Here is a 19,803-nt window from a genome sequence, read left to right on the forward strand (position 1 = left end):
TTCTTTTGGCGACGATTATTGTAGCGTTAGTAGCTGCTGTTCTAGTCATTATCGGATTAGTAGCGTTCAATGTCAGACACGCTTCGGTCGAGAAGAAAGAGATCAAAGAAGATGTGCCCAATCAGCCTGACGTGCCGCACAGCGAGTCAGAAGTTGCGGCGAGACCTGTAGAGCCTGAAGAAGAAGAGGAAGCGTCAAAGCCTTCTCAAACGGATGAACGAGTGTCTGGCGATGATTTTTATAGACAGGCGCTTCAAAAGTTTAAGCAGCCAGAACCACCTGTCAAAGAAGAAGAACCAGAGACAAAAATGAATGATGATATGTATCGTTCTGCTTTACAGAAGCTAAAGCAGAAGGACAAATAAAAAAGAGAACCTCTCGCAGGTTCTCTTTTTTTATGGCACAAAAAAACCGCCGGCAGAAGCCGGACGGTTTTCCTTCACTCTATAAAGTGCTAAAGAGCAGATGCTCTTAAATTACGCTTTGTTAACGTTAGCAGCTTGTGGTCCACGGTTACCTTCAACGATTTCGAAAGAAACTGCTTGACCTTCTTCTAAAGTTTTGAAGCCTTCGCCTTGGATAGCAGAGAAGTGAACGAATACATCGTCTTGACCTTCTACTTCGATGAATCCGAAACCTTTTTCAGAGTTGAACCATTTTACTTTACCTTCTAACATGAAATTTCCTCCTAAAGCGATCTTAACGCTTAAATTCACTATTCTTGCTCTTACACAAACTTCAAAGACGAAAACTCTTTCAAAACTTTCTTCTTAAAGATGATACGAACAAAAATAATTACCTTTACTTTACCAGTGTTTGCGGGAAAAAACAACTGTTATACGAAAACTTTTTTAAAAATAATTAGCGCTAACAAATTGAGGAAAAAGCCTATATTAATTGGCCTCTTTTTCTCTCTGAGAAGCTCACTTGATTTCGGCCAGACTGCTTCGCTTTATAGAGCTCCTGATCAGCCATAATCGGTAATTGTTTGATGTCTGCACTTGTTCCGGGGTAATAAGCACACCCAAGTGATACTGTGATATGAATGGACATGCCATTTTGTAAATATATCGGCTGATCTGCTATTTTTCTCCGTAAGCGTTCTGCAATCTGCCATGTTTTTTCAACTGTACAATTTGGTAGAAGGACAGCAAATTCCTCACCGCCGATCCGGCCAATATAATCAGAGCTTCTTGTGTTTTTCATCAACCTTTTTCCGATTTCTTTTAAAACCATATCTCCCTCATGATGTCCATATTGGTCATTGATGGATTTGAAGTAATCGATGTCTAAGTAAATAAGGGACATTTGATGGATAGGCTGCTTAAATTTCATAGAAAAAGCATCACTTAAGACCTCATCGAACTTCCGTTTATTTAAAACACCTGTTAAAAAGTCATAATGAGCTTGGAATTTATACAAATTTAACAGCTGATATGCTTTTGTTTGATGCTCAATGACGTAAAAGTTAAACAGTCCTGCAACATATGAGAACATCCAATAGGCAGAATGGACTTCAATAGAGGTCTCATGTGCAATCGTGATAAACAAAAAAGTTGCAATCACATTGCTGATCGTAATGGACAAAAGCATTTTCGCAACTTGATTCATATGGCGCTCAGCAATTAAAAAAGAGGCTGTTGCAATGATCATCATGGAAAAAATATTGATGAAAGAACCGACGTTGGCATCAATTAATAATCGGCCAATGATCACAACACAGGCTGCAATGATGGTTTGGACGATGCCTCCATAAAAGGCCGTTAAAATAAGGGGGATATGTCTTAAATCGATGATGGCTGGACCTGCTTTGATAGAGAAGAACATTAAAAGGACACCGAGTAATCCAGAAAGAATGCCTTTGCATAGCTGTCTGAGCAGGGTATCTTCTTTCTTCAGAAAATTCTCTTTAAACACAAGCATAAATAAATAATGGAAAGTGACAAGAATTGTTAAATTAATAAAGAGGTCTCTTAGCAAAATAAAATCACCTTTTTAAAATTACTAAAATTTGTTGCAAAAGAAAAGGGGAAAAAGGATAATTAATAAAAATTTCACTTATGAGGGGATCGAAACACATGCGAGGAAAACGCTTCCCAGATGAAACGGACTGGCTTTCTTTTTTTGAAACGGAGCCTGATGAAAGGTTCGAGAGAGGTATGCCTATTGAATATCAAAACCTGACATTTCGATTTGAAAATCAAGACGAGCGCTTCGTTGTCACGATGTACCTTGGAAGTCAAGAATTTACGTTAAAGGCTGTTCGAAAAAAAGAGGCATCTGTTTTAGGCATATATGATTTTAAAACCGTGCAGCATGTAGAGATAAAAAAGGACAGGCCAAACGAGAAAGAGCTCTTAATCATAGTAGAAGCTTATGACGATTTTATCACAACAGTTGAAATCACCTTTTTACCTTTCTTCTCTGTGATGGTGAAAGAACATTTTTCAGGAGAATAAACAGGAGCCTCTATTTATGAAGGCTCCTGTTTTCTTATTTGTGCTCGATGTCATTGATTACTTGCTGGATTGATTCATCATCCATCACATTCATGACACTTTCATCAATATGGAGAGACTGTGCATAAGACTCTCTTGGCTGATGGTTTCTTGATGTCGATTGGTGCTGATTCGTATGATTTGGCTGTACAGCAGTGAATGCCTGCTTCATCATTTGTCCGATTTCCGCAGTTCCCTTTGATTCATTCTGTGCGTGTGACTCGTGACGAGATGAGTCATGGTGCTGATGGCTTTTTCCTTTCATCATTGAAGACATATTCATTTGCGTCATGCTTTTCAGCCTTCTTCGTAAAACCGGAGAAAATAATGCAATGATGGCTGTTGATACTGCAATCATTGCGCCAGTGCTCATGCCTTTTCTTTTCTTAAACAAACGAATCCCTCCATTTGATCATGATGATACTTTTTCATCATGTTTAGGATGACCAAAGCAGGCTGAATTATGAATTCATTTTATGAAATAGAAATGTGTGCATAAAAAGCCGGCTGGATGAAAAACCTATGAGCAAAAGGAGGGAATAATTGATGAATAAGAAATGGATGCTATCTTTACTACTCGTTCCAACATTGATCACCACTGGATGTGGAATGAACAACCAGGGCGATGAGCGAAGAGGAACAATGAAACGACAGTATGAAAATGTCACATATAAGAATGACAATATGAGACAGGACGAACCAAATGTTCAAACACCTCAGAAGGTCAAAGTGGCAGATAAAGCGTCTGAGCTTGTAGCCAACATGTCTGAAGTGAAAACAGCGAACGTGCTTGTCACAGGAAAAAATGCATTTGTTGCCGTTATGCTTGAAGGCGATAAAAGCGGTAATGTGACGGACGATCTGAAAAAGAAAATTTCAGACAAAGTCAAATCAACGGATCAACAAATCGACAACGTGTATGTATCTGCGAATCCAGACTTTATCGATCGTATGGAAGGATACGGAAAACGTATTAGAAGCGGAGAGCCAATTTCAGGATTTTTCGATGAATTTACTGAAACGGTTCGGCGTGTCTTCCCTGAATCAAAATAGCTACGACAAAAGCCGTATGTCATATGCGGCTTTTTTGTTTGGAACCGCACCTTGCGCACCTGACTGCATAAAGTAAAAAATATATCACCTCTTGTTGATCTTTGTTTCTTCATAGAAAGAGAAAGAGGCTGCAGGATGAATTCAGGTGGGGAGCAAATGAAAGCCAAGCCGTCATTGATTCATAAAAAGCTTGTAGGCGGAATGATTGCAGCAGGTCTCATTTTTTATGCTTTCACCGCGTACTTGATTTATGTTGCGTTTCAGCTGACAGGACAATATTTAGAGCAGCAGTCTTCTCCTAAAACCATATTAACGGAGGGACTCAATAAGCAAGTTTATGAACATATTAGAATATACTATGCAGAGGAAGAGGACGCTTTTGTTGACCTGACAATCGAGGCCATGGATCAGGCAAAGAAGAGGACAGCGTCAGTGTTTCAATTTGAAACTGACAAACCTTTAGACATTATTTATTTTGATGATAAAGAGACGATCGAGCAATTTGCCGGAATCAAGCATATTACGGGTTTTTACTCCGATCATGATCAAATGATTGGGTTATATCCAGATAAACGGGAAGCATTATTGAAGAAAGAGACACTGCCTTTATACTTTTTCAACACGTTATTTATTCATGAATATGCTCACTTTGTTTTCTATGAAAAAGTTCATTCTTATGAAGTGTCTCCAGTGATCTTTCCGCTTTGGTTCCATGAAGGAACAGCAGAATGGACGGCCTATGACGTGTTAAATGCCACGTCTGAACGGTTCGACGTCATTCCCTTTCAATCTCTTCATTCCGATCAAGATTGGCAGGACGCCCGGATGGCGTATGAGACAGATGTTTATTTGCAAAGCTATTATATGATCTATGAGCTGGTGCAGCTTTACGGACGAGATATCATACATGAGATCATGCAGGAAACGGCGAAAACAGGTCAATTTGCTAAAGGCTTTGAACAGGCGACAGGGCAGCGGCTAGCAGATTTTGAAGATCAGTTTAACAAGATGTATCAAAGAAAAAACGGCTGACCAGAGAAAAGGGTCAGCCGTTTTTTTAATGAAGGGGTTTTTGCTGATTGGCTTTGCTTGGCGGCATTTGAACCTGCCCTTGAAGCGGTGCGAAAGCTGATGTCATGGCTGTCATGTCTTGTCTGGAAAGCTGGGGAACTTGATAGTAGCCATGCTTGTTTTGATACAAGAAAATTTCATAGGCCATTTCAATAAAGTTCGGGATTTGCGCAGCAAGCACACGTCTGACAACTGGATTTGTTACTTCTAATGCAGACATGGAAAGTAATCCAGCATGTGATTTGACCAGGCTGAGCATATGCCCTGTGATGCCCAAGTCTTTTACATCCTGTAATGACTGATTCGGCTTCTTCGGCTGAGAAGGCTTGATCCCGTACGTCACTTGTGTGTGCTCTTTCATCATATAAGTAGCGGTTTCTTCACTAGGCTTTTGGCCGGTAGAAAAACAATCTACAGTGACATTGTACTGAGATAAAACGAATTGGTATTGTCGATCCAAGATGTCGGATAATGCAGGATCCTGAATAAACTGCCGCAGGATCATATACTGATCCAAAATATTAATCGTGCCGGCTAAAATTTCATGTAAATCGAATAACTCATGTCCGCCATGATTGAGCTCGGGCTGGGGAGCGCTTCCTTGAAACATTGGTTGCTGATCGTTTTGCATTGAGATTCCTCCTTCTGTTTATACAATCTGTTTTAATGTGAGGATGTTTTCCTTCTTTCATGCAAAAACATTATTTACAATTAGAGGGTTTTCTTCCTTTTTGTCGAAAAAAAGTATCAGACGAATGAACATGGGGGTACCAGATGCAGGACAAAATCATTAATCGTTTGATAGAAGACGAACATGTGCAGGCACCAGTGATTGGCATCGGTGTTTCACCGTTTGAACAGCATCATCTTGAGGCTTTTTTTCAATCATTTCCACATGAATTAAATGCCTCTTTTATTGTTGTGCAAAATCATGTGACGGACGATTGTATAACTGATTTGGAAGCACTTGTTTTACCGATTGGCTACCGGGCAAAAACGATTAAACATGGTGAGAAAGTCATGAAGAAGACGATTTATTTTTGTCCACAGCATGCGGTTGTGACGTTAACAGAAGATCAGCGGCTGCACCTATCAGAGCAGCTGCCGGCGTGCATGGCTTGCTCTGTGGACTTGCTTTTTCAGTCTCTTGCCAGCGTTCAAAAGGAAGAGGCTTTTGCGATTTTCTTTCAAAAAGGTCATTGTGTGGGAAGTGGCTTGCTTCAGTTGGTTGAGCAAGGCGGTACAGCTTTATCGTGCAGTGAGGTAGAAAGCGGTTTTGACACCTTGTATCAACAAACATTCAAAGACCCTTCAACCCTTGCGGCATATATCGCCAATATCATCAACGTCCCGCATGTCGATGAGGCAGATCCTGTTTTACTGAGAATTATTGAACGTCTTGAAATGTATAAAGGCATTGCCTTTTCAACCTATCAAAAGAAAAGGCTGCTATCTGTCATTCAAAAACGAATGAGGATTGCAAAAAAACGGATTTCATTATTATCAGAGTACGACTGCTTATTAGAAAGAGAACCAGATGAGCTTGATCGCCTGCACGCGCAGCTTTTAAGCGGCATGACGTCTTTTTTTAGGGATATGGAGGCTTTTCGTGTATGTGAACATCAGATCATTCCGTCGATCATTGAAAATGCGGTGAAAAACGGGAAATCTCGATGCCGTATTTGGATTGCGGGATGTTCGACAGGAGAGGAGGCCTATTCTTTTACGATCTTATTTTTAGAAGAAATGAAGCGAAGACAAGTGACCATTGAACTTCAAGTATTTGCAACAGATATCAACCGGAAAGCCATTCAAACAGCTAGTAAAGGTCTTTACTCAGTAGAGTCTATGGCAAGGATGCCGGAAAAATGGCGGGCGCGATATTTCGAAAGGAAAGGTGACGCTTTTATTGTGAAGCAGTCGCTTAGAAAACATATTGTCTTTGCACCTCACAATTTATTGATCGATTCACCTTTTATCCACCTCGATTTTATCAGCTGCCGAAATGTTCTGATGTACTTCCAGCCTGAAGTGCAAAAACGAATATTGTCCCGATTCCAATATGCTTTAAAAGATCAAGGGATGTTGATATTAGGGCCAAATGAAACTGTACCCAATATCCCTCGTTTGTTTCATTTGTTCAATGAAAAATGGAACATTTACACCCATTCAAACGTTTCTAAACCACATGTCCCTTGGGCACCAGACGCTCGTGATATCGAGTTGAAAGCGCGAGCCGCACAATATATGCAAGAAGTAAGCGAGGATTATGATGCATGTATGATTATCAACGATAGTGACGAAATCCTGGCATTATCAAATGGTGCGTATTCTTTTTTAGACCATACAGAAGTGTCAGATCAAGCATGTGAATATGTAACACCTGATTATATGAAAGAGATGTTGAGTCAAACCTTTCAAAAGGTGTGGACAGACGAGACAGAGGTTGTGTCTCAACATGTTCTCATTTCGGAAAAAGGCAGCAAGCAGTATGCAGATTTTACCGTGAAAAGTTTTGACCGCCGTTTTAAGGGAGTTTACGTCATTCTCATTCGAATGAATGAGAGAGGAAAAAATCAAAATAACGGCAGGGGCAAAGGAATGTCAGATCAGAATTCAGTCTATCAACAGCGTATTGTCGATTTAGAAAATGAACTCAATGAAGTCAAACAAAAGGAGCAGGAGGCAAGGGCTCAATTAAAAGCGAAACACACGCAATTAGAGGAGTTTGAGAAAAAACACGAGCATTTTATTAATATCATAAACAACTTAAGAGTGACAAGAGAAAAACTGTACAGACCCTCTGTCAAGCCGGAGCTTGCGACGTTGTTTGTGGACAGGGACATGAATATTCGCTATTACACTCCTACAGCTGCCTCTTTATTTACTTCAGCGAAAATCAGGCATCAGCAATCCTTTCAGTCGATGGCTAAAAAGCTTACGCAGGAAACGCTCTATCATGATATCCAATCCGTCATATCGGATAGGCGCGCGATCGAACGTGAAATTGAAACGAACGAAGGAGAGCAATTCACCGTTCACATCACACCTATCTTCGATCAAGAGCATGAAGGAGCGGTGATGACTTGGATTAAAATGACCGAAGTAACGAAAATCAAACAGTCGCTTCATCTAGCGGTGACGGCGCTTGATAACAGCCATATTCATATTGTAGTTGCAACGGAGGAAGGGGTTATCCAGTGCGTGAATCAGCGTTTCTGTCAGTTTGTCCAGCAGCATGAATATGACCTGATCGGCAAAGATATTTTTTCTGTCTACCATTCGCTATGTCAATGTGATGATTTAGAGAAGCAATGGAAGGTTTGTTTAAAAGAGGGCAGCTGGACAGGTGAGCTGTACTTTCAAGATTTATCTGGGCGCGAACGATGGGAGAGAGTCTCTTTACATCGAATCGATGATCCTGACAAAATGCAGTCAACCGTGATGCGGATTTCAGAGGATATCACCAATCAAAAGCAGTCAGAGAAGATGCTGATGAAATCAGAGATGCTGTCGGCAGTAGGGCAGCTTGCAGCAGGTATCGCTCATGAGATACGGAACCCGCTTACATCGTTAAAAGGATTTTTACAGCTGATGATTCAAAGTAAGAAGTATCAGAAAGATTATGCAGATGTGATGATGTCAGAGTTTAATCGGCTCGAGTCAATTATTAATGAATTCCTCGTTCTTTCTAGAAGCAAATCGGTGAAATTTGAACCGGTACATGTCAATCTTCTGCTCGAAGAAGTGATCATGGTTGTTGAATCCCAGGCGGTCTTAAAAGGCGTGTCCATTCAGAAAAATCTGTCTCCGTCGCTCCCTAACATTCAAGGCATTCCGAATGAATTAAAACAAGTCTTCCTGAATATCCTTAAAAACGGAATTGAAGCGATGGATGGTGTGACAGGTGTCATCAAGGTGACCTCTCTCATGAAAGATCATCAAATGATGTTGATATTTGAAGACCAAGGAAAGGGAATACCAGAGGACGAAATAGGGAAGCTCGGTGAACCTTTTTATACTACAAAAGAAAAGGGGACAGGCCTTGGTTTAATGATGACCATTAAAATCATTGAAAGCCATGGCGGCACCATTCGTTTTGAAAGTAAAAGCTTTGAGGGAACACGTGTGATTATTACCTTTCCGATGAGTTAAAAAGACAAGTTTTACATGAAATCCATTCAACATCAATATTTACTTTGTACACTATGAGAGATGAAGCGCAAAGGGGAGAGGTCTAATGAAACGAATGCTATCTATTCGAATGATTTGTTGTTTGGTTTTGATGATCTTTAGTTTGCAATCCTTACTGCCTGGCATGATCACAGGAGGCGAGGTCAGTGCATCTGAAAAGAAGGAAATGGTGTGGAAGCAAAAAAAGATCGTGCAGATCAAAAAAGCCCGTCAGCTAATAGGAGAGACCGTGACGGTGAGCGGAATTGTGACAGCAGATCAATCCGCTGTAGGCAATGGGAAATTGTCCACATACATTCAAGACAAATCAGCTGGAATCAATATTTATTCAGCGCAGCCCAATCACTTCCCGGAACTAAAAGCAGGCATGAAGGTGACAGTGACTGGTAAGATCACGTCTTATAAAGGAATGATTGAAATTGTGCCAGATCAAGGCCGCCTGAAGATAGATGCTGTGAATCAAACTTTGCCAAAGGCGAAGCGAGTGTCCGTTAAACAACTAGAAACGGATCAAGCCGGTAAACATGAAGGAAGACTAGTGAAGATTAAAGGCTATGTTGAGGCAAAACCAGCGCAGCCGGCTGGCGGTGGATACAATGTGGTGATCATTGATAAAAAATACCACAGCACCATCCTGAGAGTGATGGTCGATACAAATGCTATTGATAAAGTAAAGACAGGGAAATGGTACGAGTTTACAGGGGTGTTAAGCAGGTATGATACGCTGCAGGTGCTTCCAAGACATAAGGATGATATCAAACTGCTGAAACGCCAGCCAAAGCCGCCAAAGATGAAGAAGGAATACAAAGCAACAGTTGACCGTGTGGTGGATGGAGATACGATTCATCTAAAGAAGCCTGTTCTTGGTACAACAAAGGTGCGTTTTGTGAATATGGACACGCCGGAAACGTATCATAAGCCAAAAAATGAATTAGACCAAAACCAATTGCGTTTTGGACAGCAGGCGACTGACTATTTAAAAACACTTCTTTCAAGCGGTGACCAAGTCACATTAAAGATTGGTCCTGAAGCGAAGGACAGCTATGGACGTCTTTTAGCTCAAGTGAAGACCAAAAAAGGGCTAAATACAAATCTAGAGCTTGTAAAAAAAGGATATGCCCCTACTTACTTCATCTGGCCAGTTGGAGATGAAAAGGACTATCATACGTTTCAAAAAGCAGTAAAAGAAGCAAAAGAAAAAGGACAGGGCATATGGAACGAAGCGGACCCTCTGCTGGAACAGCCATTTGAATTTAGAGCACGTGAGCAGAAAAAAGGACTGGCACGCTATGTCGGCGACTCATCTGTGAAAACCTACGTCTCCCCTGACAAATGGAAAGAAATCGATGTGGAAAAACGGATCTTTTTTGCTTCCAAAGAAGAAGCAGAGCAGGCTGGCTATCAGCCGGCAAAGGATGCAAGCGAAGTACCATTAACGATTTTAAGTATGAATGATTTACACGGTAAAATTGATCAAGAATACGAGCTGGATCTCAAAGGTGATGGCAGTAAAGGCATGTACGGACGAATGGATTATGTCGCCGCCTATATGAAACAAAAACAAGCAGCGCACAAAAATACGATCACGGTCCATGCTGGAGATATGATTGGCGGGAGCTCTCCAATATCTTCTCTACTGCAAGATGAACCAACCGTTGAACTCATGGAGAACATTGGCTTTGATGTGGGCACGGTCGGCAACCATGAATTTGATGAAGGGGTAGACGAGCTATTGCGTATCTTAAATGGCGGAGAACATCCTAAAGGCACAAAGGGGTATGACGGACAGAACTTCCCGCTCGTTTGTGCGAACTGTGAATACAAGGATACAGGTAAGCCACTTTTACCGGCTTATGAAATCATCGATGTCGAAGGAATCCCAGTCGCATTTATCGGTGTTGTGACCAAGTCAGCCGCAGGAATGGTCATGCCAGAAGGGATTAAAGACATTCAGTTTACAGATGAAGTCAAAGCCGTGAATGAAGCCACGAAGGAACTAAAACAAAAAGGGGTTAAAGCCATTGCAGTTTTAGCTCATATGACAGCCTCTCAAAATGGCGATACGATCACTGGAGAGAGTGCAAAGCTTGCCAAAGAAGGTGATGATGAAATTGACGTCATCTTTGCAGGGCATAATCACGAAGTGGTCAATGGAGAGGTCAATGGGAAATTAATTGTGCAAGCCTTTGAATATGGGAAGGCGATTGGCGAAGTCAATGTGACACTTGACCGCAAAACGAAGGATATCGTCAAAAAGAGTGCAAATATCCAGTATGTAGATCAAGCTGGTATAGAAAAGGACAAGGAAGCAGCAGACATCTTGGTTCATTACGGGAAAGAAGTGGAGCCGATTATTAGTGAGGTTGTTGGAGAAGCTGGGGTTAAAATGGAAGGCGGCTATTCAAATGATGGGGACACGCCGCTCGGTAATTTGATTGCAGATGGTATGAGATATTCAATGAAAAGTGACTTTGCCATGATGAATGGAGGGGGCATTAGGCAAAACCTTGAAAAAGGGCCGATAACGTGGGGAGATCTCTTTAATATTCAGCCATTCGGCAACGTTTTAGTCAAACTGGAGATCAAGGGAAAAGACTTAGTTGAGATCATAGAAGCTCAAATTTCTCCACAATTTGGACCAGATTATAGCATTTCAGGCTTTTCATATTCCTATGATCCGGTAACATATAAAGTAGTCGACTTGAAGCTGCCAGATGGTTCAGCCGTAGCTTTCGATCAAACGTATACACTCACTGTGAATAACTTCATGGCAACTGCAACTGGCAGTAAATATGCACCAATAGGCAGACTTGGGAAAAACCCTGAAACAGGCCCAGAAGACTTAGAAGCCACTGTCGCTTTTGTCAAAAGCTTTGAGGGAGCTTCCATTGTGTATCAAAAAGAGGGGCGAATTCAAAAAGCAAAACAAGAAGAAAAAGCAGCAAGCTAAAGAGCGTATCATCTAAGAGAAATGTAACAGGCAAAGGAGTTTAAGCATGAAAAAGTGGCTTGCACTGACTGTAATGACAGCCGGGATTGTTCTGCTCGGCTGGGGGATTTGGCAAATCGCCTCTACTCATCTTCAAACAGCCCAATCATTAGACGAAGCGAAGAAGGCTGTGGCGGACGATCAAGGGATGTCCAAAAAGCAGTTTGCTCCAGAAGTGGGGAAAGCTTCTGGCATCCTGACGATTCCAAAATTAAAAGCAGACCTTCCCATTGTCGAAGGGACGGATGCGGATGACCTTGCAAAGGGAGTAGGACACTACAAAGGCAGTTATTATCCTGATCAGAATGGACAAATCGTCCTATCTGGCCACCGTGACACGGTGTTTCGCCGGACAGGTGAACTGGATATTGGAGATCAGCTGAAAATCACTGTGCCGTATGGTGAGTTTGTGTATGAAATCACGCATACGAAAATTGTCGATCAGCATGATACATCCATTATTACGTTGCAGAATGAAAAGGAAGAGCTGGTGTTAACCACATGCTATCCTTTTCATTTTGTCGGCAATGCACCAGAGCGGTACATTATTTATGCAAAAAGAGCGTCTGTCTAAAGAAAAAGAGCCTGCTGATCATATGCAGGCTCCCAGCGTGTAGACAAACCCTTGCATTCGTTGTCAGATCTACGTTCCGGTGCTCGTCCTTCCTAGAACTGCAAAGGTTTTCTATCACGCTGAAAAGAAGAAAGGGCTAAAATAAGATTATTTTAGCCCTTTGTCAACAATCTGAGATCCTGCTAATCAAATGCAGGCTCTTTATTTTAATGGATGATTTTATTCATGAGCTGGTCCATATCAGGTGGTAGAGGTGCTTCGATGATCAGATGCTCACCTGTAAAGGGGTGTTTCATGTCAACTTGCTTGGCGTGAAGAGCACACCTGTTGATGTAATCACGAACTCCCTCATATAAAGTGTCCCCAGCTAGTGGATGCCCGAGATTGCTAAGGTGGACACGAATTTGATGCGTTCTACCCGTCTCTAATTGCAGTTTAACGGCTGTCATTTGCAGACGTTTATTCATGTCCATGACCTGAAAATGAGTCACAGCTTTTTGTCCAGTAGGGGAGATTCTTCGTCTGACTGCATGGTGTTTGTCACGGCCGATCGCTGCATCAATGGTGCCTTTCTTTTTTTTGAAAAGCCCCTCTGCGATGGCGATGTATGTTCGGCTGATTGTTTTTTTAGAAAGCATTTGATCAAGAGCCGCATGGGCTAATCTATGCTTTGCAAAAATGACGGTGCCGCTTGTGTCTTGATCCAGCCTGTGGATATGTCTCACCCTCTTTTCTTCTCCATTTGCTTGAAAATGGAAGGCCACAAGGTTAGCCAGTGTGCCCGTTTGTCCTTGTTCATTCGGATGAGTTGGCCGTCCGGCAGGTTTTTGCACAATTAATAAATGCTCGTCCTCGAAGAGCACCTCTAATTCACCGTATTCTGGTGCCACATCACTTTCTTCTGTTTCAAATAAATCAATGATGATCTGATCGCCTTTACTGACTTTAGCCGCGTGATGGGCAGGCTTTTGATTTAAACGGACTTTTTGATGCTCCATCCAAAAATGAATAATCGGTTTTGATGCAGATACGGCTGTCTTTAAAAAATGACTGAGTGATGTGTGATGATACTGCTCGTCTACTTTGAGTGAGAGCGTGTGCCCTTTTATGATCATGATATCCGTTCCTCTCTATGGGTATATATAGGAAACACTTACCTTGGCGAACGCCTTTTTTTCTGTGCTATTCTGAATGGAGAAATAACGACAGAGAGGTAGATGTCACGTGAGATTAATGAAAGCTGCTACAGACCTGCAAGAGCAGGCAATTGAAGAAATATCAAAGGAAGTTGAAGATCTTCTTTCTCATGCTGTCAATGGACAGCAGCGGGATATGCGTCAAAAAGACCGCTCCCTTACCTTTATTGATGGAGTATATAACGGGACGATGGATGATGCTTTTCGTATTTTATCGGGACTTCAGCTATTACTTACCATAATTGTAAAACCGAAACGTCATATCACCAAACGTGATCGTGAGCTATTCGAGCGGAACCGTGAGCAGGTCAATGCCTGCGGCTTTTCTTTTCCGTTTGATCTAGATGATTTTGTCAGCCGTCACCTTCAAAATGCGTAAAAGATGGTGTGAACTTCCTTGTTAACTTACAAGGCCCTCGCACATACTATTTTTAAGGGAACGGAGAAACCTTTAAGATCTGTAATACCAAACCCGCTCTTTTTCAACATTGCCTATTTCTCCACGAATCGGAGCGCTTGGATCTCTTACAGAATGAACAGAACACGGGTAGGAGCCTGACAAAACGGTGCAGGCTCCTTTTATACATAATCATTTTAGCAGACATTCATCTTTGAAAGTCAATTTTATTCACGATATGATAGCATTGAGTAAATGTTTAAGACTTTCGTAAAAAAAGGAGTGGCCTCGTTGGTAAAGGCGATTATATTTGATTTTGACGGATTAATTTTAGATACAGAAACACATGAATATGAGGTTTTACAAGAAATGTTTGCGGAGCATGAGTCAGAGCTGCCTCTTTCCGTATGGGGCAATGTCATTGGGACGCAGGCAGGCTTTAAGCCATTTGAATATTTGGAAAAGCAGCTAGGGAAGACGCTGGATCATGAGACACTCACAGCAGATCGGCGTTCTCGTTTTCAAAAAAGAATGAAGGACGAATCAGCAAGACCTGGCGTAGAAGCTTATTTAGAAGCAGCAAAGGAGCTCGGGATCAAGATTGGACTTGCTTCCAGCTCAGACTATAAATGGGTGTCAGATCACCTAAAGCAGATTGGTCTTTTCGACTACTTTGAATGTATCCGCACGTCAGATGATGTGGAAGAAGTCAAACCAAATCCAGAGCTCTATTTGCAAACCGCACGCTGCTTAGGGGTAGAGCCAAAAGATTGCGTGGCATTTGAGGATTCTGTGAATGGATCAGTAGCTGCCAAACGGGCAGGTATGAAATGTGTCATCGTCCCAAACAAAGTGACGAGCACGCTGCAATTTGAAGAATATGATGTCAGATTAGAATCCATGGCTGAAATCGAATTGCTCCAGCTATTCCATCAGCTTGAAAAAGAGGATCAGTAAGGGGGCAAAAACATCATGGCAGAAAAACTAGACTTAACGCGGTTTGAAAAAAGAATGGTGATCCGTAATATCCGTGAAGAGGATATTGACCGAATCATTGCCTTGCAAGAGGTATGCTTTCCAGGCATGGACCCTTGGAAACGAGAGCATCTTGAAAGCCACCTTGAGCATTTCCCAGAAGGACAGTTTTGTGCTGAATTCGAGGGAGAAATCATTGGCTCTTGTTCAAGTTTATTAATTAACTTTGATGAATACGATGATCGCCACACGTGGCAGGACATTACAGATGATGGGTACATCACAAACCATAATCCTGATGGGATGAATATGTACGGAATCGAAGTCATGGTGGGTCCTGAGTACCGCCGCATGAAAATTGGGCATCGTTTGTATGAAGCAAGAAAAGACTTAGCGAGAAGATTAAATTTAAAAAGCATCATCATTGGCGGACGCATTCCGAATTATCATAAATACCAAGAGGAAATGACGCCTCGCCAGTATGTGGAGCAGGTGATGCTTCACCAAATCTATGATCCCGTTTTATCTTTTCAGCTGTTAAATGAATTTAGTCTCATGCGGATCAATCCGAATTACCTGCCGGATGATAAAGCATCCAGCACATATGCGACGTTAATGGAATGGAACAATGTCGACTATCGCCCGCAATCGAAAAGATATTATAAATCGGCGTTCCCCGTTCGAATTTGTGTGATTCAATATGCGATGAAACAAATTCATTCCTTTGAGGAATTTATGAATCAGGTGGAGTATTATGTGGATGTCGCATCAGATGCATCAGCTGACTTTGCCGTATTCCCAGAAATTTTTACGACGCAGCTCATGTCTTATTTAGAAGAGCGTTCACCAAGTCTTGCCGTACAGCGGATTACGGAATATACCGAGGACTACATTAATTTGTTCACAGACCTTTCTGTGAAATATAACATTAATATCATCGGCGGGTCCCACTTTGTAGAAGAGGAAGGGAAAATCTACAATATCGCCTATTTATTTAGACGTGATGGAACGATTGAAAAGCAATATAAACTTCACATCACGCCGAATGAAAGAAAATGGTGGGGGATTTCAGCTGGTGACCAGGTCCGGGTATTTGATACAGACTGCGGCAAAATTGCGATCCAAATTTGCTACGATATTGAATTTCCTGAGCTTGCACGGATCGCGGCTGACAAAGGAGCGAAAATTATTTTCACTCCGTTCTGTACAGAAGACCGCCAAGGCTATTTAAGAGTACGTTACTGTGCACAGGCGAGAGCGGTTGAAAATCAGATTTATACCGTCATCTCGGGAACAGTTGGCAACCTTCCGCAAACCGAAAATATGGATGTTCAATATGCACAATCGGCTATATTTGCCCCATCAGACTTTGAATTTGCAAGAGATGGGATTGTAGGAGAGTGTAATCCAAACATTGAGATGGTTGTCGTTGGTGATGTCGATTTAGAAATTTTAAGAAGACAAAGGCAAGACGGGACCGTACGTCAGCTGAAAGACCGAAGAAGAGACGTGTACCATATTGAATATAAGAAATAATGAAAGGAAGCGCCTATTGTTGAGGCGCTTCTTTTTGATGACATTTTTTAAAGAGACAATGTGGCGCAATGAGCGATCGCTTTCACTGCTAAAAAAGGGACATCTGATTGGATAAGATTTTTTCGATTGACAAAGGGATGCTGGAGCAAAAGCAGAATATACTGAAAGGAGATCATGTGTTCAAAAAGGAGAGGAATATGGGGCGACAATCTAAACATCTGTATATCAATTTGCCGGTAAAGCACGTGAAGGAATCTATCGCTTTTTTTGAGCAGCTGGGTTTTGACTTTGAGCAGCAGTTCACGAATGATCAGGCGGCCTGTTTGGTCATTGATGACACGATCACCGTCATGCTGTTATCTCTTAGGCATTTTCAATCCATCTCAGAGAAACAATTAGTGGACGCAAAAGAGGCATCAGAGGTGATTATCTCTATTCGTGTCAATTCACGAGAAGAGGTCGATGAGCTTGTCGAGCAGGCAATGGCAGCAGGCGGTTCACCGTTTAAGGAGAAGCAGGATCATGAGTTCATGTATGGATGGAGCTTTCAGGATCTTGATGGTCATTTGTGGGAAGTGTTTTATATGGATGAGGAAAGAAGCGGCCTTTCATAAGGGTGCTTCTTTTTTATTGTTTATCAGTGGTATGATAATGAGGAAGCAGAAGGAATCTGGAATTCAACTAGAGAAAAGTAGGTGCAGCATGGAGTTTTTACTTGTCTTACTGCCAGTGTTCGGCATATTTCTGATTGGGTATATCGGACAGAAGGCGATTGGTTTTGACATACATACGCTCTCATCAATGTCTTTATATTTAATGTCACCATTTCTTGCGTTTGAAACCTTTTATCAAAACAAAGTGTCGATGGACTATGTGTATTTATCCATTTTTGTTGTCGGGCTTTGTCTTGCACTTATTTTATGTGTCTTTATATTATCTCGTATTTATGGTTATTCGAATGAAACGTATTGTGCCATGATTCTGTCGTCATCCTTTATGAACAATGGAAACTACGGCACGCCCGTTGTGCTGCTTGTCTTCGGAGCAGCAGGTTTGGATATTGCGATCGTGTTGATGGTGCTGCAGCAGCTTGTCATGAGTACAATCGGCATGTATTATGCAGCAAAGGGCGGAGAGGATGCGGGAGATGGAAAGGTCGTGCTGAAAAAAGTGCTTCGTATGCCGGTTGCTTACGGGGCGCTCATCGGTCTATTATTTCAGCTGATTGACCTTTCATTACCTAAAGAGCTGATGACGGGTATTCAGCTTGTAGGGAATGCTGCCATACCGACGATTATGCTTATTTTAGGTATGCAGCTTGCCGTGATCTCTTTTAAGCAAGTGGATTATCGAAATATTTCTTATGCTGTATTGCTGAAGCTGTTTATCTCCCCACTCATCGCATTTGGCTTTACGGTTATTTTACCGGTAGATGATATGGTGAAACAAATTATGATCTTAGTGGCAGCCATGCCGACAGCAGCAAATACCACGCTGATGGCTGTACAATTTCGAACGAAGCCTGAGTTTGTCTCAAGCACGACATTTCTCAGTACAATCTTAAGTATCGTGACATTACCAGTTTTATTATGGATTTTATCCATGCACCCTCTGGGATAGGGGATAGGCGGCAAACAAAGGGGGACATATGAATGAATGTAGATGTTCATTTCCAAGTGAGTGACGTGTTGAAAACGAAGCATTTTGCGCATGCAAAAGTGTTAGCAGGGGAAAAAGGATTGTTTCGGCAGGTCAAATGGATCCATGTGTTAGAAGTGCCTGATGTAGAGGATTTGTTAAATGGAGGCGAGCTTATATTAACGACAGCCGCAGGCTTCCATGATCAACTGGATGTGTTTCAAGCGTTTTTACGGCAGCTGATTGATTCAGGGGCAGCCGGCTTGTGTATTGAATTTGTGCCGTTAAGATTCGATGTGCCGGAAGAATTGCTGATCTATGCAGAAGAAAGAGATTTTCCGCTTATTCTGTTTACAAAAGAAGTGAAGTTCGTCAACATCACGCAGCATCTTCATACGATGATGATCGAGCGTCAGTATCAAATGATGGCAGATTTAGAAGCACTATCATCAAAGCTGAATGAGCTTTTACTGACCCCGCATCCGCAGATGGATATTTTGGATCAAGTGTATCAGCACGTAAGGGGGATTCTTTTACTCCTCCCTGTTCAGGGCGAGCCGATTATTTTATGTGATTCTTCCAAACCAACCGAAGAACTGGTCATGAATTATTTACAGTTTGCTTCCGTGCCAAAAGGATACGAAGTGACGCAAAAACAAGTGCTTGCACTCAAACAAACATTTGCAGATCTTGTGCTCATTCATCAAGCGGACACACTCTCTGAATTTGAACTGCTCGTGATGGATAAAGGAGCGAATGCTCTTGCCCAGCAAACATTAAGAGAGCTTTATACAGAAGAGCTGAAGAAAACAAAAGAGAATGAATGGCTGCAAAAATGGTTCCAAGAAGAGCATACAGAACGAGAGATCATAGAGCACCTTGAAGAAACAGAAGGGTTGAAAAAGCCAACTGGCTGCGTAGTCTTGCTCTTTCAAAAACATCATCAAATCGAAGAAATCGCAGGGAATCTTTACTTTCTTGTATCTTGCCGCTCCATTTTTCAGCGTGCGGGTTTCTATCTGATTGCATATGAGCATCAAGGACAAACCTTGTTTATTTTATTAAACACGAGAAAGAAAGAGGACTGGAAAGAGCGTGCAGAAAAGGCTGCAAACGACATCAAACAATTGTATGACCGGGAGCAGCCCCGAGGGGCCGAGATCAATTTTGGTATCGGTCAATATTGTGAACAGTTTCAGCACATGAGAAAAAGCTTTCAAGCAGCCAAAGAAGTGCTGCATTTAAAAAAAGTGATGCCTCAGCGGGTGGAAAGTCCATTTTACCAAGATCTACATATGCTTCGTCTCATGCCTATGATGAAGGAAAGCGGTCTGCTTGAATGCATGGTGAAAGAGTATTTAGAGCCCGTGATTGTATACGATAATCAAAATAGCGGGAGACTCTATCAAACGCTGAATATCTTTTTACAGACAAACGGTTCTAAAAAAGAAACCGCAAGCCAGCTCTATATTGTTAGGCAAACCCTTTATCATAGACTGGATAAACTGCATGCCTTACTTGGTGAGGATATGATGCAAGCGCCGAAACGCCAGGCACTTGAATTTGCGATTCTTGCTTATGAATTCCTGCAAGGAAATCGACGTTAGCGGAGTGTGTTCAATTTGCCAAGGCATCAAGAAAAGTGTCTTATGATGGTGTTCAATCAGTTGACGATCTGTCTA

General features: G+C 41.8%; 18 protein-coding genes. 13 read left to right on the forward strand and 5 right to left on the reverse strand.

What is annotated here, in order from left to right:
* The first annotated feature begins 5 nt into the window (after positions 1-5).
* Positions 6-365, forward strand: a complete 360-nt coding sequence (locus C6Y06_RS05185) for a hypothetical protein (RefSeq protein ID WP_060595840.1) — start codon at positions 6-8, stop codon at positions 363-365.
* 111 nt (positions 366-476) lie between these two features.
* Here C6Y06_RS05185 and cspB read toward each other — a convergent pair whose 3' ends face one another.
* Together cspB and C6Y06_RS05200 are read right to left on the reverse strand one after the other, a co-directional pair.
* On the reverse strand, positions 477-677 hold the full coding sequence (gene cspB / locus C6Y06_RS05190) for a cold shock-like protein CspB (protein ID WP_003212277.1): 201 nt from the start codon (positions 675-677) through the stop codon (positions 477-479).
* A gap of 211 nt (positions 678-888) precedes the next feature.
* Positions 889-1,980, reverse strand: coding sequence for a diguanylate cyclase (locus C6Y06_RS05200; RefSeq protein ID WP_034663781.1), 1,092 nt, complete (start codon positions 1,978-1,980; stop codon positions 889-891).
* Positions 1,981-2,078: 98 nt separating this feature from the next.
* On the opposite strand from C6Y06_RS05200, the gene C6Y06_RS05205 reads away from it, so the two are divergent.
* Positions 2,079-2,459 carry a hypothetical protein gene (locus tag C6Y06_RS05205; protein WP_060595841.1) on the forward strand — a complete coding sequence of 127 codons (381 nt, stop codon included), beginning with the start codon at positions 2,079-2,081 and terminating at the stop codon, positions 2,457-2,459.
* Positions 2,460-2,493: 34 nt separating this feature from the next.
* Here C6Y06_RS05205 and C6Y06_RS05210 read toward each other — a convergent pair whose 3' ends face one another.
* Positions 2,494-2,892 carry a hypothetical protein gene (locus tag C6Y06_RS05210; RefSeq protein WP_034663775.1) on the reverse strand — a complete coding sequence of 133 codons (399 nt, stop codon included), beginning with the start codon at positions 2,890-2,892 and terminating at the stop codon, positions 2,494-2,496.
* A 152-nt stretch (positions 2,893-3,044) separates the two neighbouring features.
* On the opposite strand from C6Y06_RS05210, the gene C6Y06_RS05215 reads away from it, so the two are divergent.
* Together C6Y06_RS05215 and C6Y06_RS05220 are read left to right on the forward strand one after the other, a co-directional pair.
* On the forward strand, positions 3,045-3,551 hold the full coding sequence (locus C6Y06_RS05215) for a YhcN/YlaJ family sporulation lipoprotein (protein ID WP_034663773.1): 507 nt from the start codon (positions 3,045-3,047) through the stop codon (positions 3,549-3,551).
* A 156-nt stretch (positions 3,552-3,707) separates the two neighbouring features.
* A complete protein-coding gene (locus tag C6Y06_RS05220; RefSeq protein WP_106036807.1) occupies positions 3,708-4,583 on the forward strand; it encodes a hypothetical protein in 876 nt (291 codons plus the stop codon).
* 25 nt (positions 4,584-4,608) lie between these two features.
* Here the strand turns inward: C6Y06_RS05220 and C6Y06_RS05225 are convergent, their stop codons facing one another.
* Entirely contained in the window at positions 4,609-5,253 is a 645-nt protein-coding gene (locus C6Y06_RS05225; RefSeq protein WP_012009386.1) for a spore coat protein, read from the reverse strand.
* Positions 5,254-5,396: 143 nt separating this feature from the next.
* Between C6Y06_RS05225 and C6Y06_RS05230 the strand changes: the two genes are divergently transcribed.
* The 3 genes from C6Y06_RS05230 (at position 5,397) to C6Y06_RS05240 (ending at position 12,379) form a co-directional block, all read left to right on the forward strand.
* The gene (locus C6Y06_RS05230) at positions 5,397-8,777 is read left to right on the forward strand and encodes a CheR family methyltransferase (protein ID WP_106036593.1); all 3,381 of its coding nucleotides are present in this window, start codon (positions 5,397-5,399) and stop codon (positions 8,775-8,777) included.
* 85 nt (positions 8,778-8,862) lie between these two features.
* A complete protein-coding gene (locus C6Y06_RS05235) occupies positions 8,863-11,766 on the forward strand; it encodes a 5'-nucleotidase C-terminal domain-containing protein (RefSeq protein ID WP_106036594.1) in 2,904 nt (967 codons plus the stop codon).
* 46 nt (positions 11,767-11,812) lie between these two features.
* Positions 11,813-12,379 (forward strand): class D sortase, encoded by a 567-nt coding sequence (locus C6Y06_RS05240; protein WP_106036595.1) that lies wholly within the window; start codon positions 11,813-11,815, stop codon positions 12,377-12,379.
* A 206-nt stretch (positions 12,380-12,585) separates the two neighbouring features.
* Here C6Y06_RS05240 and C6Y06_RS05245 read toward each other — a convergent pair whose 3' ends face one another.
* Entirely contained in the window at positions 12,586-13,494 is a 909-nt protein-coding gene (locus C6Y06_RS05245) for an RluA family pseudouridine synthase (RefSeq protein ID WP_106036596.1), read from the reverse strand.
* A gap of 109 nt (positions 13,495-13,603) precedes the next feature.
* Between C6Y06_RS05245 and C6Y06_RS05250 the strand changes: the two genes are divergently transcribed.
* The 6 genes from C6Y06_RS05250 to C6Y06_RS05275 all read left to right on the forward strand — a co-directional run bounded on the left by C6Y06_RS05250 (position 13,604) and on the right by C6Y06_RS05275 (position 19,728).
* Entirely contained in the window at positions 13,604-13,954 is a 351-nt protein-coding gene (locus C6Y06_RS05250) for a DUF5365 family protein (protein ID WP_106036597.1), read from the forward strand.
* A gap of 309 nt (positions 13,955-14,263) precedes the next feature.
* Positions 14,264-14,929: an HAD family hydrolase gene (locus tag C6Y06_RS05255; RefSeq protein WP_106036598.1), complete on the forward strand. Its 666-nt coding sequence runs from the start codon at positions 14,264-14,266 to the stop codon at positions 14,927-14,929.
* 15 nt (positions 14,930-14,944) lie between these two features.
* Positions 14,945-16,483 carry a bifunctional GNAT family N-acetyltransferase/carbon-nitrogen hydrolase family protein gene (locus C6Y06_RS05260; protein WP_066031113.1) on the forward strand — a complete coding sequence of 513 codons (1,539 nt, stop codon included), beginning with the start codon at positions 14,945-14,947 and terminating at the stop codon, positions 16,481-16,483.
* A 197-nt stretch (positions 16,484-16,680) separates the two neighbouring features.
* The gene (locus C6Y06_RS05265) at positions 16,681-17,097 is read left to right on the forward strand and encodes a VOC family protein (protein ID WP_066031112.1); all 417 of its coding nucleotides are present in this window, start codon (positions 16,681-16,683) and stop codon (positions 17,095-17,097) included.
* An 88-nt stretch (positions 17,098-17,185) separates the two neighbouring features.
* The gene (locus tag C6Y06_RS05270) at positions 17,186-18,103 is read left to right on the forward strand and encodes an AEC family transporter (protein ID WP_066031771.1); all 918 of its coding nucleotides are present in this window, start codon (positions 17,186-17,188) and stop codon (positions 18,101-18,103) included.
* A gap of 32 nt (positions 18,104-18,135) precedes the next feature.
* Positions 18,136-19,728, forward strand: coding sequence for a PucR family transcriptional regulator (locus C6Y06_RS05275; RefSeq protein WP_095284947.1), 1,593 nt, complete (start codon positions 18,136-18,138; stop codon positions 19,726-19,728).
* The last annotated feature ends 75 nt before the right edge of the window (positions 19,729-19,803 follow it).

This window comes from Bacillus sp. MZGC1 (assembly GCF_002998605.1).
In the GTDB taxonomy this organism is placed as follows: Bacteria; Bacillota; Bacilli; order Bacillales; family Bacillaceae; genus Bacillus.